Source organism: Rhodopirellula sp. SH410 (genome assembly GCF_055811895.1).
Genome location: NZ_CM147949.1, coordinates 5138376 through 5153412, shown reverse-complemented (window position 1 = coordinate 5153412; position 15037 = coordinate 5138376). Strand labels below are relative to the sequence as shown.

The window sequence follows — 15037 nt, the reverse complement described above, 5'->3', positions numbered from 1 at the left end:
CGATTCTTGTTCGGGAAGCAGGACGGGCAGCTGCGCGTCCCGGTCTTCGTTTACTCGTCATCCATGGCGGGAGTGAAATTTGCGATCGCGGCGTGAATCAGACGCGAGGGCACCATTTTTGAGAGTTTGGCACCGGACCCATCAAACACAATGCCTATCGAAATCCCGACCACGGTGACGCTAGCGGGCGAATCCTTCAACAGGAAAGTGGGGCCACCGCTTGTTCCCTGTGCGAGCGTGGGGGAAGTGTAGATGATCGGTTCGTGTCCCCAGCGAGTATCGCTTTCAATTTCCTCCGACGCGATATGGCCAACCATCGCAAGCGGCGAAATGCGGCCCTTGGCTCCCAACCCAAGTGGGAAACCGGCGGTGACGATCGGAGTCGTTGGCGACTGGACATCGGTGCAGACGCTATCGAGAGGCACCGACAGCGTCATCAGGTGATCGAGATAGAGCCTGCCGTTCTTGTCCGGCTGAACTCGCGCGATCGCGAAGTCAGAGGCCGCGTCGCGATGCCAGGGGCTGGAATCACCGGAAAAGAGACTCTTTAGCGAGAACCATTGAGATTTGCCCGTTGGGTCACGGTATAGCAACTTGCTCTTCGCACTCGTCTCGTCGCACGCATGTTTCGCCGTGACCAGGAACAGGTCGTCAGCCGAATGCACTAAGAATGCCGTGCAGAGTTTCATGCTATCGGCTTTGTTTTCGTCCGGAGACTGAATGCAGACCGCACGTTGCCAAAGCTCTAGCGGTGGTGGATCCGCCGCCACGGCCGCGGGAGTCGCGAAGGCAATCAAAGCAAGTAGCACAAGAGCGAGCGGTTTCATGATTCAGTGGAGAGAACGCGAGAGGTGTGGAAGCAAGCAGGGCAGGATTGTACCCGCCTCGTCCGTTGATGGGGATGTGGTCCTGTCGAGCCGAGGATGCAGCGGCTTTGCTCCACGAAAACGGATGGGGCAGGAAATGACCCGATCTGATCCGTGCCTGGTGCACTGGTCGTGCTTTGCGATCGAGACGCGTCGTAGGGGCGGCACGCGTTTGACCGGACGCGTTTGGGCGGCACGCGTTTGGCCGGACGCGTTTGGCCGGACGATGAATCCGACCGGCAAATCCTGGGTCGCATGCTCATTGAAGAAGACCGATTGTTATCGCGAATTGGGGTACACTCAATCTTTTTATCGGACTTCGGAGACGCGGAAATGGATACCTCTCAACACCATCGTGCAACGCGATGGGTGACCGCATTGGGAATCACAGCGAGCGTTCTCTCGATGGCAATCGGGACGGGCCGCAGCATCGATCATCCAAGATCTCGCGGGCGCCTCAGTCAAGCCCGCCGAAATCCCCTGTGTCGAGCTTCAAGAAGGTGATGCCCAGCGATTGGTCGGTGACGACGAATTGACGCCGGAATTTGTACTGAGCGTCACCGCGAACGGCGATCAGCTGTTCGTCCAAGCAACCAACCAGATCCAGTTTCGAGTGTATCCGGGCAGCTTGACGGAGTGGTCGTACCGCGGAGTCGACGCCCAGCTCACTTTCGAACGACCCAAAGTGGGCAACGCAACCTCGTTGATACTGCACCAAAACGGCCTGGACATGAAAGCTGCCCGTCAATAGCATCGTCGATGACGATCACGTCTCTATCTTGTGCGACGAGGTCGTATTCCCTCTTCTCCTCTCCAACCAGTTGAAAGTGCGGCCAGCGAGTCGTTAATGACTCCGCCATTTTCGATGCCGACGCTCGAAACGAAGCGTGATGGCCTCGTGAATCCTCCCCAAAGAATACTGACATTTTTTCCAGCCAGCTCACCGAGGAACAAACCGGATGTGGCCGTTCAAGAAAAATAAAAAGAAGCGACTTGATTTCTACGCTGATTGCTTGGGCGTTCGATCGCGGTCGTTAGGGTTTTTAGACGATCCACATTTTATCGAATCTTGGGAATTTGCCAAGAAACATGCTGAGCATGGATTTGTCGGCAGCACCGCGATCCCTGATATTCGCTGGCGAGCGCATATCGCGATTTGGGCCGCCTTCCACTGCTCGAAAATTCAAGGTGAATTCGTCGAATGCGGCGTTTTTACCGGTCTGCTCTCGCTCTCAATCTGTAAATATCTGAACTTTGAGAATGTCGACAAAGAGTTCTGGCTGTACGACATTTGGGGGCCGATTCCCTTGGAAACCGTCCGCGAGTCAGAACGGGCCTTGGTGAAAGGCCACAACGACGAGATGTATCAAAACGAGCATGTCTACGAGCAAGCCGTGAAGGCATTTTCGGAGTTCCCAAACTGCAAACTTGTGCGCGGGCTGTTGCCTGAGACGCTCGAGAATGGCCCCAGCAAGATCGCTTATTTGGCGGTGGATCTGAATAACGCCCCCGCAGAAAAAAGTTGCATCGAACTCTTATGGCCACGGCTCAGCGTCGGGGGCATGGTCCTGATCGATGACTATGGCTGGCGAGATCACGAGCTGCAGCGAGACATGTGGGACCAATTTGCCCGCGAACAGGGCCACATGGTGGTGACCCTTCCAACCGGCCAAGGACTGATCGTGAAACATTCGTAGTGACACAATCCGTCGTTTTGCGAGACCGCGTGTGCACGGGTGCTTAAGTCAACAGTTCTCGTACAACGCGGGCTTGCTCAACACCGGTTAGTTTTTGATCAAGACCTTGGAAGGGATACGTCAACCGTTCGTGGTCGATGCCCATGCGCTCGAGAATCGTGGCGTTGAGATCGCGGATGTGGACGCCGTCGCGAACGATATTGTAGCTGAACTCATCGGTTTCGCCGTGGACAAGACCGCCGCGAACACCGGCTCCCGCCATCCAAACGGAGAAGCATTTCGGGTGGTGGTCGCGTCCGTAATTTGTCGCCGTGAGCGCGCCCTGACAGTAAATCGTACGTCCGAATTCACCACCCCACACCACGAGCGTGTCGTCGAGTAGTCCGCGTTGATTCAAATCGGTGAGCAAGCCAGCGGAGGGTTGGTCGGTATCGCGACATTGATTCGGCAGGTCTTTGGGGAGCGATCCATGTTGATCCCAACCCCGATGGAATATCTGGGTGAAGCGGACACCGCGTTCGGCTAGTCGCCGGGCCATTAGGCAGCAGTTTGCATACGTGCCGGGCGTCAGCACATCGGGGCCGTATAGATCGAGCACGTGCTGCGGTTCATCACTCAGGTCCGTCAGATCCGGGACGCTGGTCTGCATCCGGAACGCCATCTCGTACTGGGCGATGCGAGCGTCCGTTTCTGGATCTCCGATCCGGCGGAGTGTTTCCCCATTGAGTTCGGCGAGCGTGTCGAGCATGCGTCGGCGGACGCGGGAGTCAATGCCGTCGGGATTGGTCAGGTATAACACCGGATCACCGCTGCTGCGCAGTGCCACGCCTTGATAGCGACTCGGCAAATAGCCACTGCCCCACAAGCGGTTGTACAACGCTTGGGCTTGTTTGCGTCCGGTCCACGACGCGGTCATGACCACGAAGGCGGGCAGGTCGGCGTTCTCGGTGCCGAGGCCGTAGCTGAGCCACGAGCCCAGTGATGCCTTGCCCGGCAACTGATTGCCGGTACAGATGTAGGTGATGGCTGGATCATGATTGATCGCCTCGGTATACATCGATTTGACCAATGAGATCTCGTCGACTTTTCCGGCCATGTGCGGGATCAGTTCGCTCGCCATCGTGCCGTTTTGGCCGTATGGAGAAAACTTGTAGATGCTCGGTGCGATCGGGAAACGTGACTGGCCGCTGGTCATCGTCGTCAAACGCTGGCCTTGGCGGATCGACTCAGGCAGATCTTTGTCGAACCAGTCAGCCATGGCGGGCTTGTGATCCCACATATCCATCTGGCTGGGAGCACCCGACATGAACAAGTAGATGGCACGCTTGGCTGCGGGCGGATGGTGCGGCAGGCCAGGCAGTCCGCCCGGTTTTGACTCCGGCAAGTGAGACGCGTTGGCAGTCGCGGCGAGCGACGAAGGTTCCGCTGCACCGGCGCCCGGTGCGCCTTCGAGTGATGCCAGGGCCGCCATTCCGAGTCCCGCACAGGATTTTGAGAATAGCGAGCGACGGGTCAACTGCGACAGACGCGTCTGCGCTTCCGATGCATGGAGCAGATCGGTTGCGTGTTGATTTGTTGAGCGACTCATTTGGAAACTACCTCGTCGAGATTGAGCAGGGTACTGGCGAGCACGGTCCAAGCGGCCAAGCTCGCATCATCGGAACCGACCAGTTCCGTCGCTTGATCGGGATGCTCGCGATAGAGAACGGTTAAATCGGCCAGCAGGTTGGCGATGGAATCGAGTTCAACGTCTGTCGGTGAACGCAACACGACCCGTTCAAAAAATTCTTTGAGCGACGGTCGCGGGTTCTTTGTGTCGGCTTCCATCATCTGATCGGCCAGACGGCGTGAAGCTTCCATGGTCTGAGGCTCGTTAAGCATCAACAGTGCCTGCAGCGGCGTGTTGGTGCGCTCTCGCCGGGCCGTGCATGACTCGCGGCTGGGGGCATCGAACGTTGTCATCACAGCCGGCGCGCTCGTGCGCTTCCAAAACGTGTAGATGCTACGCCGATAGATTTTGTCGCCTTCATCGGCCACAAACGTGGCCGTGTCGGAATCGGTGTAGCCGACCGCTGCCCACAAACCCGCTGGCTGGGGTGGTTTGACACTCGGACCACCTTGCCGATCGACGAGCAGTCCGGATACGGCCAGCATTTGGTCACGCAGCATTTCGGCATCGAGGCGGAACCGAGGGCCGCGAGCGAGCAAGCGATTGTTGGGATCGATCGCCAACATCGCTTCACTGGTCTTGGCATCACGCTGGTAGGCCTCCGTCATGACGAGCCGCTTCATCATCGCCTTGATATCCCATCCACTCTCGCGAAAGTCGATCGCGAGCATGTCCAGTAGCTCGGGATGCGACGGCGGGGTCCCTTGGCTACCGAAATCTTCACTCGTCTTGACCAATCCCGTACCGAAGAGATGCTGCCAAAATCGATTGACGGCAACGCGGGCGGTCAGCGGGTGATCGTCAGCGGTCAACCACTCAGCCAGAGTGAGCCGGCTGGTCACCTCATCGCTGGAATGATTGTTGGGTAGCGGGGGCAAGAAGGCGGGCGTGCCACGCTCGACGGCCTCGCCGGGGTCGTCGTATTGGCCTCGTAACAGGATGTGGGCTACGCGTGGCTCTGCGGTCTCTTTCCAAACGAGTGTGGTCGGAAGCTTGTTTTGCAGGTCGCTTTGCATTTTCACCAAACCCGTCCGCATGTCCTGGATCGCCAACCACTGCGGCGTATCACAAAACTTGCTCCGGTAGAAATCTCGTACCGCATCGGCAGCCGGTTTGGAATCGGCATCGTTGACGAGTGGGTCTCCCTTGGCAATCGCCGCCAACGCGGTTTTGAGAGGTTTTGGTAAATCAACTTCTCCAGCCGCAAAGGCTTGCCCCAACCGGGCTTCGGTGGCGTCGAACACGGTCAACTGCACATCACGAAGCATGTGGGCGGCGAACTTCGATTGATAGTGGAGCTGGACACGAAGCTGGGTTGGGGTCTCTTCCGAAGAATCCAACTGCGATTGCAGTTCAAACCAAGCCGTTCGCGATCCCTCACCTTGGTGACCGGCAACAGCCCAACCGCGATCAGCATCAATCGAACCATCGATCGCCATCTCCACCGCAAAACCGTCACCGTCGGTTTGTTGGCGACTGGCCAAGGCGGACGTGATCGTCAGCGGTTTCCACTCCGATTGATCGCCCTGCCGCGTATGCAGCACAATTTCGCTGAGCACGGCGTTGCCATTGGACGATGCGCCCACGCGGGTGTGCTGTTCATCAGTGAGTGCCCCGAGTTGCAGCATTCGCCACTGCCCGGGCGGAAGCTCGCACTCAATCTCAATCATTTCCTTGGCCGCAATTTTGCCACTGACGTGAACGACCGTGTCGTCAACGATGCTCGTTTCGGTGTTTGATTGGGACTGCGCGGTGCGCGGCGTGAGCACCGCGGACTTCGCATTGGCGTGGTCCGCCAAGCCCTCTTCCCAAGCATGCTGAGCGGCGTCGACTTCCGGCAATAGGCCAGCCTGTTGCTCGTCGATGGCGATGATTTCGGCAGCGATTTCATCGAGCCGCTGTTGCTGTTCATCGCTCGCGACCCGGACGACGGGCGGATGATTTTTGGCGTTGCCATCGAGAGCCTTCCCGTCGAGCGAATTGAAGAACGCCGACAAGGAAAAGAATTCTCGCTGCGAGATGGGATCGAACTTATGGTCGTGGCAGACCGCACATCCTGTCGTCAGCCCGAGGAAAACCGTCCCAAATGCATCCGTCCGATCGATCACATTTCGGGCAAAGACTTCGTCGTAGATCGACCCGCCTTCGTTGGTGGTGACGTTGAGGCGGTTGAATCCCGACGCGATTTGTTGGTCGAGATCGGCATCCGGGAGTAGATCGCCGGCAAGCTGCTCGGTAATGAAAACATCCATCGGCTTGTTTTCATTGAATGCGGAAATGACCCAGTCACGGTAGGGCCACATTTCGCGATAATTATCCAGGTGCAAACCATGGGTGTCCCCGTACCGCACCAGATCGAGCCAGTAACGCGACATGTGCTCGCCGTAATGTGGCGAGGCCAATAGCTCGTCGACATATTTTTCATACGCGTTGGGATCGGTGTCGTGGACAAAGCGTTGCACCTGAGACCAGGTCGGTGGCAGGCCGGTCAGATCGAACGCGACACGGCGAGCGAGCGTGGTGCGATCGGCGGGGCCGCGTGGGGTGAGTGATTTTTCTGCCAGTGCGGCGTTGATCCAACGATCGATCGGATCGTTTTCTATACTGCCGTCCGGGGGGGGGGGCTCGCTGCGAGTGGGGGCGATGAATGACCAGTGGCCCTGGAACTCGGCACCCTGCTGAACCCAACGCGTTAGTAACGAAATCGCGTCCTCGCTGAGCGGTTTGTGGAATTCAGGAGGCGGCATCAGCATGTCGGCGTCCCCCTCGGTGATTCGCTCCAGCAGCACGCTGGCTTCCCAATCTTCCAGGTCAATCACCGCCAAGGCACCCTCGGCCGTATCGAGCCGAACCCCCGATTCCCGTTTGTTTTCGTCGGGGCCGTGGCACGCGAAACAGTGGTCCGACAACAGGGGGCGAATGTCGCGTGAGAAATCGACCCTGTCGCCCGCGGCGTGGGCTTCGGCGGCGGGCTCATTTGCCACGCCCGTGCAGGGGAGCAACAGCACGGCGAGCATCAGGTACCGCGAATCAATCGGCAACATGCGTTGGACTCGGAGGTGGGAGGCGGCGGCGAGCGCAGATGAGCGGGGACGATTGCATCCGCCTGAGCGCGAGGTGGGACGCCTTTATGATAGCCGATTTGCCCCCAAATGCTAGCGGAACGTCGTCGGGCGGCGATTCCCCAAGATGATTCCTGGTGACCGATGCCGGGCGGCGGAGCGCCGCAATCGACGCCAACATCCACGCTCGGGCCCGCCCATTGTCCGGCCAGCACATTGTCCGGCCAGTCCCCCCCCTTCGGGCTCGCGTCGCCGCGATTTCGGATGGGCCCGTGAATCTCGGCAAAACAGGGGGTCCCTGCGATACCGTTTAGGAACGAGCGGAAAATATGTGGCCGAACGCTCCGCGGTCGGAATGGTCGACTGCGGAGCGTTCGACCACCATTTCAGACAGTAATTTCCCGCTCGTTCCTTAGCCGTCGTAGGCGGGCGTGAGATCGACGCCGCACATTCGTAGGTACACCGACAGTATGCCGCGATGGTGGACGGAGTGGCTAAACACCCAGGTACGCAGACATTCGCTCTTGGGAATCGTGAACAGCGCCTGCCCACCTGATTTCAGCGACCACATCTCCGCCATGACCTCGTCGGAGCAGCTCGCAAGGGATTCGCGTGCGGATTTCACATTTTCGTCAAACCACTTCAGGAGCACGAGCGGGTCGGACTCATTGGAGACTTGTGCGGCAGGCTCATCGGGCGGCGCGATGTCAAAATCGGGTTCATCGATGATTTTGGGCGTCCACCCGACGATGTCGACGAGGTGATTGGCGTTCCAGGCGATCGTGTGCAAGCCCACGGCGGCTTGCCAGCCCATTTTGTCGGTCGGGATTTCTGCGAGCACTTTGCGGGTTCTCGCCATTTCGGCGTCGAATTCAGGGATCATTTGTTCGGCAAGGCTCATCGCTCTCTTTCTCCAGGTCAATCGAATTCAGGGCAAAAAAATCAATTGCGAAACGTTGGAATCGTTTCACCGTTTCGACGTCATTCCGCAACGCTGAAATCTCGCATCCCGCTACCCTTGGACAACCGCCCTGACCGACTATGATCACGCCCCACGCGTGTGTTCCTATTGACCTTTTCTCGGAGATTTCCGTGCCCCAATCACTCCCCAATGTCCTTGCATCCCGATACGCCAGCGAGGCGATGGTGGCGATTTGGTCGCCCGAATCCAAGGTCGTCCAAGAACGACGGCTCTGGATCGCGGTCATGGAAGCACAGGCTGACCTGGGCGTGCCCATTCCAGATGGGGTGATCGAGGACTATCGCAGCGTGATCGAGCAGGTCAATTTGCAGTCGATCGACGATCGCGAACGCGTCACCCGCCACGACGTCAAGGCGAGGATCGAGGAGTTCAATGATCTGGCCGGTCACGAGCATATCCACAAAGGCATGACGAGCCGGGATCTGACCGAGAACGTCGAGCAGCTGCAGATCCGCTCCGCACTACTGCTCGTCCGCGACCGTATCGTCACTTCGCTGGCCATGCTTGCTGATCGCGCGGCACAGTACGCCGAGCTTGCGATCGCCGGTCGTAGTCACAATGTGCCGGCCCAAGTCACGACGGTGGGCAAGCGGTTTGCTAACACGGCCGAGGAGATGTTGGCCGCCTACCAACGGGTGGATGAATTGATCGCCCGCTATCCGCTGCGTGGCATCAAGGGGCCCGTCGGTACGCAACAGGACATGCTCGATCTGTTCCAGAATGATGCTGGCAAACTCGATCAACTCGACGATCGCATTGCCGAGCGGCTCGGTTTTACCTCCGTGCTCGATAGCGTCGGGCAAGTCTATGCACGCTCACTCGATTTCGATGTTGTCTCCGCACTGACGCAGCTTTCCTCGGCACCCGCGAACTTTGCCCGTACATTGCGGCTGATGGCCGGTGCCGAGCTCGCCACGGAAGGTTTTCGGCCGGGCCAGGTCGGTTCGTCGGCGATGCCACATAAAATGAATGCTCGCTCGGCTGAGCGGATCGATGGCTTTTGCGTTTTGCTGCGAGGGTACCTGTCGATGGTCGGCGGCTTGATCGGCGACCAGTGGAACGAAGGGGATGTCAGTTGCAGTGTGGTCCGGCGAGTGGCTGTCCCCGATGCCTTCTTGGCGATCGATGGGCAGATGGAAACATTCCTGACCGTCGTGAGTGACTATGGGGTTTACCCCGCAGTCATCGAACGCGAACTCCGCCGCTACCTGCCGTTCTTAGCAACGACGAAAATCTTGGTCGCGGCCGTGAAGGCGGGGGTTGGACGCGAGACCGCCCACGAAGCGATCAAGGAACATGCCGTGGCGGCGGCATTGGCAATGCGGGAAACCGGACGTGATGACAACGATCTGCTTCAGCGCCTCGCAGCGGACGATCGCCTGCCCTTCAGTTGTGAGGAGCTCAACGCAGCAATAGGGGCCCCGGTGGAGTTCATTGGCAATGCGGTCGCGCAGATCAATAAGGTGAATGCCCGAATCGAGAAACTGGTCGCAAAGAATCCCGGGTTAGCAACCTATCGCCCCGGCGACATTCTGTAAGATGAAGGAGTCGCCCATTCACACACCCCAGAGTAAAGACATGAAGTTAGCCATTCTCTCGTGCAGCCCCAAGTGCTACTCGACTCGGCGATTGTTAGAAGCTGCACGGCATCGGGGAGCGACCGCCAAGGTGCTCAATACCCTGAAGTTCGCGATCGACTTGGAACAGGGTGAACCCGATCTTTACTATCGCAGCAAGCACCTGAGTGATTACGACGCGATCCTTCCGCGGATCGGCGCCTCAATTACGTATTTCGGCACCGCGGTGGTGCGCCAGTTCGAGCAGATGGATACGTTTAGCGCTAGTTCGTCTGCGGGGATCAGTAACTCGCGGGACAAACTGCGCAGTTTGCAGATCCTCAGCCGTCACCAGATCGGGATTCCACAAACGACGTTCGTCCGCGATCGCAAGGATATTTTGCCTGCGATCGAACGTGTGGGTGGGGCACCGGTGATCATTAAGTTGCTCGAGGGGACCCAGGGCGTGGGTGTGATTTTGGCCGAGTCGGTCAAGGTTGCCGAGGCGATCATTGAAACACTTCATAGCACCCGCCAGAACGTGCTCGTCCAACGGTTTGTGTCCGAGAGCAAGGGGCGGGATATCCGTGCGTTCGTTGTCGGCGACCGTGTCGTTGCAGCGATGCGGCGGGTGGCGGTCGGCACGGAGTTTCGCAGTAACGTGCATCGCGGCGGCCAAACCGAGTCGGTCGACCTCGACCCCTCTTACGCGGAGACCGCGGTTCGCGCCGCTCAAATCATGGGGCTGCGGGTTGCTGGCGTTGATATGCTCGAAGGCAAAGACGGACCCCAGGTTATGGAGGTCAACTCGTCCCCGGGACTCGAGGGCATTGAGACGTGTACTAACCTTGATATCGCCGGTGCCATCATCGACTACATGATCGCTCAGGTTGACTTTCCTGAGGTGGACGTGCGGCAGCGTTTGACCGTCAGCAGCGGATACGGCGTCACCGAAATCCATATTCGTGATGGCTCGGAATTTGTCGGCAAAACGATCGATGAATCGGGGCTGGCGGAACAAGATATCAACGTATTGACGCTGTATCGAGGCACGACCGTGATCCCGAATCCGCGACTCAAGCGAACGCTCGAACCGAACGATCGCCTATTGTGCTTCGGAAAACTCGAGTCGATGCGTGGCATGGTGCCCGCAAAAGTTCGGAAGCAGCGTCGACCCAAGATCAAGACTCTGCCGGCCTCCGCACAGCAGATCCAGCAAGAAATTTCGAACAACTGATTCCCTGAACGCCAGTCGCAGCGAGTCGTCCGATCAAGGGCCGCTGAGCGTGTGAAGCGACCGCGTATGAATAACCCCGAGTCGCTAGGTTCGCCAGCACGTGGATTCCACCGTCTGGCAATGGTCGCTGCATGGGATTCGACGCGTTTTATTGTCTCGCTGTCGCACAGCACGTCTGGGGGAATTTTGGGGCGTGACTCGTTTCACCGCGGGCGCGGGCCGCGTTTCGCGAACCTCGCGTGGGGCCGATGCCCACGCGATGAAGTGGAAAGAATCGAGCGGATGTGCTGAAAGAACCGCACGGGGCGGATCTTTCGCAAGATCCACGGCGCAAATTGCCTACTCGATGCTCGTTGCCGAATACGCCTCAAAGTGCTGCCGTGTTTTCTCCACGTCAAACTCGCCGTCGTGCAGCACCAGGCGGAAGGAGAGTGTCAGCGTTTCGCCGTCTTCAATTTTCACGCCGTCATAGGCCGGGGCGCCGAAGTGGTGCCGGCCGAAGGGGTTCGCGGCGAACAAGCCATAGCTCCGCACGTGCCAATAACATTCGGGTAATTCATTGCCTGGATGGTACATCATCGTGATGCCAGCCCGTGGCCACGAAGCAGCGTCCTGGGCGGTCACTTTCGCGTCACTCTCGGCCAGCTCCGGCGGCGCAATGGGGCCGCTGTAATCGACCCAGTTCGAAACCTTGGCCCAAGTGTCGTTGTCAGTCAGGCCTTCCGCGTTGTGGATTTCACCACCGAGTTTCGCATCGACTTTGACTGTCCCCGCCATCCGCACGCCGAGTGATCCCTCTTTGGTGTCGCCGAACGTGACATCCCCGTCGCTGGCGATGAGTTTGATGGTGACATCCATCACGGTGTCGCCAAGATGTTCGTGAACACGAAATTGACGTTCGTCGCTGAGCATGCGTTTGCCATCCGGTGTCATCCAGTCATTCGTCGTGATCAGATCGCAAAATGCAACGGTTTTGGCCACGCCATTGCGGACTTCGGAGGACTCGAAAGCGTTGCTGCCGGCGGATCGTTGCACAACTTGACCGATTTTTCCTTCTGGTAGAGTCGCCCAGAAATCGACTCCATTGACGTCTCCGTGATCGAACCACATCGAGCGGTGGTGGGGGTGATCGTGCCTTTCAAACCCAGCCGCGGTTGCCGCATTTCGTTTTGCGGCCCCAGACGGCGTCATCGGATAGTTACGAGTCAGTGGGAGGCCCGCTGGTGAGAGCAGGGGGTAGAAGCCTGGCGTGCCCTCTAGATCCGCGTGATAGGTCGCCAGGATCCGATCGCCTTCCATGAAACGCCAGATATCGCCCGCGGCCGCATCATGGCTCGATTCGATTCGAAAGCCACTGGCCGTCCCAGTCGTTCCGGTGGGGCCAGCCGAGCTGCTGGCGGAACTGGAGGTGGTGACCTCTGACTCGATCTCAACCTGGACGGTCTGCTGGGCGTTCAGCGGCGCGGGCCCGGTGGCGATACACAGGCAGGCAGCCAGTCCGAATGCGATCGGATTGCGTGGGTACGAATGGAGCACTGTTTTCATCGTTCTTTCATCTCGGGGATTCGTGGTAGCAGATATCATTGCCTAGGCTGTTATCCTAGCAGCCCGTCATCCTAGGGTGTGTATGGGTGGGGATGCGAGCGCCCGCAACTGCCTGGTTGGCCAATTCATCATATTCTGGTTTGAGGAGAACGAAGATGAAATTAACGATTGTCGGGACGGGCCGAGTGGGGTCCGCGATCGCGTTTGCCGCGACGATGGAACCGATCGTTAGCGAGCTCTGGTTGCTCAACCGCTCGATCGAGAAGGCGGAGGGCGATGCGATGGATCTAACCCACGCCAGCGCCATGCGCAATAGCAACATGACCATCCAGGCCGGCACGATCGAGGACGCCGCCGGCAGTGATGTGATCGTCTTTACCGCCTCCGTTTCACCGACGCGTGCTGACTGGAAACGCTCGGACCTCGCGGTGGGGAACCGGCCACTGCTCGAGCAGTGGTTGCCCGCCCTGGCAGAATCCAGCCCCAACGCGGTCCTGATCATGGTCAGCAATCCCGTCGACGTGATGACGTACGCGGCGATCCAAATCACCGGTTTCCCACCCGAGCGGGTCATCGGCACGGGGACGCTGGTGGACAGTATCCGCTATCGAGCGTTGCTCTCAAAAGAACTGCAGATCCATGCCGACGATATTCGTGCGTACATTCTGGGGGAACACGGCGACGATCAGTTCGCTGCACATTCCGTAGCGATGACAGGCGGCGAGAGGTTTCTCCCGAGCGAAACGACACGGCGGCTGTTTCGTGAAACCGTCAATGTCGGCTACGAGGTCTACAGCCGCAAAGGCTACACGAACTACGGCATCGCACTGGCGACCATGTCAATCGTCGATTCCATCGTCTATGACCTGCGGCACACGATGCCGGTCAGTGTTCTAGTTGATGGCTTTCTCGGTGTGAACGACGTCTGTCTGTCACTGCCTGCCGTCATCGGCCGCAGCGGGATCACCCGCATCCTGCACCCACCACTCTCGGAGGAGGAAGCCGACGCGTTTCGACACTGCGCCGCCAAGGTGCGTGAGGCCATCGGCATGATGGGCGAATTCTAGAGTTTTGTGTATGCCGAAAAGGTTTCGCCACTTCCACGACGATCAGTGCGTCGTGATGACCGACCAGCGGTGGTTCCCGTGAACGCCGAGAGCCGTTCGTTCGGGGGCGGGGGCGATCCTTGGTGAAAAAAGGTCGGTTATACGGATCGTTGATCCGGAGGCAGTGCTCTACTAATCAGTCACGCGCGATGAAAATGACGCAATCATCACGGTCACCAACGCTTGGTTCTTCCTTCCGTACCAAATTCGCTACCAGACGACCCCGAATATGCGGCAAGCGTGGGCCCCGGTTAGAAAGCCCCAACGAGGTTGATCATGCGAGAGTGAAAGTCGTTGATGTCAATGGCGAATGCCCATGTCTCTGCGTTGGTTTCCCTGCGTCCCTGCGTCCCTGCGTCCCTGCGTCCCTGCGCCTCCCCGCCTCTGCGTCAAAAAAGGACGTCTCCTGATGCCCAAAAACACTGGACTTAAAACGACCGTTCCCGCCACGCCGAGCTGACTGTCGGCCCATTTCGAATCGATCGCGGACGACCACGTCGGCGTGGACCGATCGACGAGCCGGACCAACGGTTACCTCGTCGCCGAGGTGGGCGATTTCAAGCACAAAAGGGGATCATCATCTCGTCGTAAGTGTTGATGGCATATATGGGCAAATTTCTTAACATGACAGTTGCGACCGTCAACACGTTCCGCAAAAAGCTTGACCTGCGGGCTCGCCTCCCTCATAATCATTGCCGCTGGAGCGATCGGTGATCTGCTGTCCTCTTAAATCGGTGATAACTCCGGCAGTGTCACCGACCGAACCGAAGGTGCATCCGGCAGTGAGGCTTCCAAAACCAGCTGGTTTAACAGGTCGCCTCGACGAAGACAGGAAAAGAGATGAAACGCCAGGAATCAGAAGCGATTGTCGGGTATAGCGTCCTCGAGAAATTCGAAGACTGTTACCAATACAATGAGAATGCTTGCTTCATCGCAGACTCTCAGAGCAGCGCCGGTGCTTTTCTGATCTATGGACACGGCGATGCGAATGATTGCCGGATCGACGAAGTTACCTTTGACGACATCATGCACGACTACGGGGGTGCGTGTAAATTTCCGTCGTCTTCACATCGTTGTGTCCAAGTAAATGCAGGATCTCACGGATGTTCGTACCCGCTTGCCCAGGATGCACTCGTAAAGAATCAGCAGCGATGATTGCGCCTGCGTCTGCGTGCTCGCTGCCACCTGCCCAGTGACCGCCAGCTTGGTCAAAAACGACTCGATATCCCGTTCGTTGAACAGCGCCAGTTCCATGGACCCCACGTGTCCCATGAATCGCTTGACCCACCGCACGTATGCTTTCTCCGTCGCCATCGA

Annotated in this window: 11 protein-coding genes; 4 read left to right on the top strand and 7 right to left on the bottom strand. The window is 58.3% G+C overall.

All coding sequences use genetic code 11. The features are described from left to right. Nucleotides 1-50: 50 nt before the first annotated feature. Both SH410x_RS18805 and SH410x_RS18800 read right to left on the bottom strand, forming a co-directional pair. Nucleotides 51-827, bottom strand: a complete 777-nt coding sequence (locus SH410x_RS18805; RefSeq protein WP_473669828.1) for a S1 family peptidase — start codon at nt 825-827, stop codon at nt 51-53. A gap of 496 nt (nt 828-1323) precedes the next feature. Further along, nucleotides 1324-1581: a hypothetical protein gene (locus SH410x_RS18800; protein WP_473669826.1), complete on the bottom strand. Its 258-nt coding sequence runs from the start codon at nt 1579-1581 to the stop codon at nt 1324-1326. A gap of 244 nt (nt 1582-1825) precedes the next feature. Between SH410x_RS18800 and SH410x_RS18795 the strand changes: the two genes are divergently transcribed. Beyond that, nucleotides 1826-2563, top strand: coding sequence for a TylF/MycF/NovP-related O-methyltransferase (locus tag SH410x_RS18795; RefSeq protein ID WP_473669824.1), 738 nt, complete (start codon nt 1826-1828; stop codon nt 2561-2563). 43 nt (nt 2564-2606) lie between these two features. On the opposite strand, the gene SH410x_RS18790 is transcribed toward SH410x_RS18795, so the two are convergent. The 3 genes from SH410x_RS18790 to SH410x_RS18780 all read right to left on the bottom strand — a co-directional run bounded on the left by SH410x_RS18790 (nt 2607) and on the right by SH410x_RS18780 (nt 8195). Next, nucleotides 2607-4151, bottom strand: coding sequence for a DUF1501 domain-containing protein (locus SH410x_RS18790; protein WP_473669822.1), 1545 nt, complete (start codon nt 4149-4151; stop codon nt 2607-2609). Next, a complete protein-coding gene (locus tag SH410x_RS18785) occupies nt 4148-7276 on the bottom strand; it encodes a DUF1553 domain-containing protein (RefSeq protein ID WP_473669820.1) in 3129 nt (1042 codons plus the stop codon). The genes SH410x_RS18790 and SH410x_RS18785 overlap by 4 nt, the downstream gene beginning before the upstream one ends. 430 nt (nt 7277-7706) lie before the next feature. Then, nucleotides 7707-8195, bottom strand: a complete 489-nt coding sequence (locus SH410x_RS18780) for a DinB family protein (protein ID WP_473669818.1) — start codon at nt 8193-8195, stop codon at nt 7707-7709. Between the two features lie 191 nt (nt 8196-8386). Here SH410x_RS18780 and purB point away from each other — a divergent pair, with 191 nt between their 5' ends. Then, complete coding sequence (gene purB, locus SH410x_RS18775; protein ID WP_473669816.1) at nt 8387-9814, top strand: adenylosuccinate lyase; 1428 nt, start codon at nt 8387-8389, stop codon at nt 9812-9814. Between the two features lie 40 nt (nt 9815-9854). Then, nucleotides 9855-11069: a RimK family alpha-L-glutamate ligase gene (locus tag SH410x_RS18770; RefSeq protein WP_473669814.1), complete on the top strand. Its 1215-nt coding sequence runs from the start codon at nt 9855-9857 to the stop codon at nt 11067-11069. A 339-nt stretch (nt 11070-11408) separates the two neighbouring features. Here the strand turns inward: SH410x_RS18770 and SH410x_RS18765 are convergent, their stop codons facing one another. Continuing rightward, the gene (locus SH410x_RS18765) at nt 11409-12614 is read right to left on the bottom strand and encodes a DUF6807 domain-containing protein (RefSeq protein ID WP_473669812.1); all 1206 of its coding nucleotides are present in this window, start codon (nt 12612-12614) and stop codon (nt 11409-11411) included. A gap of 155 nt (nt 12615-12769) precedes the next feature. Here SH410x_RS18765 and SH410x_RS18760 point away from each other — a divergent pair, with 155 nt between their 5' ends. After that, the gene (locus SH410x_RS18760) at nt 12770-13681 is read left to right on the top strand and encodes a lactate/malate dehydrogenase family protein (protein ID WP_473669810.1); all 912 of its coding nucleotides are present in this window, start codon (nt 12770-12772) and stop codon (nt 13679-13681) included. A 1104-nt stretch (nt 13682-14785) separates the two neighbouring features. On the opposite strand, the gene SH410x_RS18755 is transcribed toward SH410x_RS18760, so the two are convergent. Further along, nucleotides 14786-15034 (bottom strand): site-specific integrase, encoded by a 249-nt coding sequence (locus SH410x_RS18755; RefSeq protein WP_473669808.1) that lies wholly within the window; start codon nt 15032-15034, stop codon nt 14786-14788. Nucleotides 15035-15037: the final 3 nt, after the last annotated feature.

Coding starts and splice junctions, on each gene's coding strand:
- SH410x_RS18755 (WP_473669808.1), bottom strand. CDS start 15,034: ATGGCGACGGAGAAAGCATACGTGCGGTGGGTCAAGCGATTCATGGGA.
- SH410x_RS18805 (WP_473669828.1), bottom strand. CDS start 827: ATGAAACCGCTCGCTCTTGTGCTACTTGCTTTGATTGCCTTCGCGACT.
- SH410x_RS18765 (WP_473669812.1), bottom strand. CDS start 12,614: ATGAAAACAGTGCTCCATTCGTACCCACGCAATCCGATCGCATTCGGA.
- SH410x_RS18795 (WP_473669824.1), top strand. CDS start 1,826: ATGTGGCCGTTCAAGAAAAATAAAAAGAAGCGACTTGATTTCTACGCT.
- SH410x_RS18785 (WP_473669820.1), bottom strand. CDS start 7,276: ATGTTGCCGATTGATTCGCGGTACCTGATGCTCGCCGTGCTGTTGCTC.
- SH410x_RS18790 (WP_473669822.1), bottom strand. CDS start 4,151: ATGAGTCGCTCAACAAATCAACACGCAACCGATCTGCTCCATGCATCG.
- SH410x_RS18780 (WP_473669818.1), bottom strand. CDS start 8,195: ATGAGCCTTGCCGAACAAATGATCCCTGAATTCGACGCCGAAATGGCG.
- SH410x_RS18760 (WP_473669810.1), top strand. CDS start 12,770: ATGAAATTAACGATTGTCGGGACGGGCCGAGTGGGGTCCGCGATCGCG.
- SH410x_RS18770 (WP_473669814.1), top strand. CDS start 9,855: ATGAAGTTAGCCATTCTCTCGTGCAGCCCCAAGTGCTACTCGACTCGG.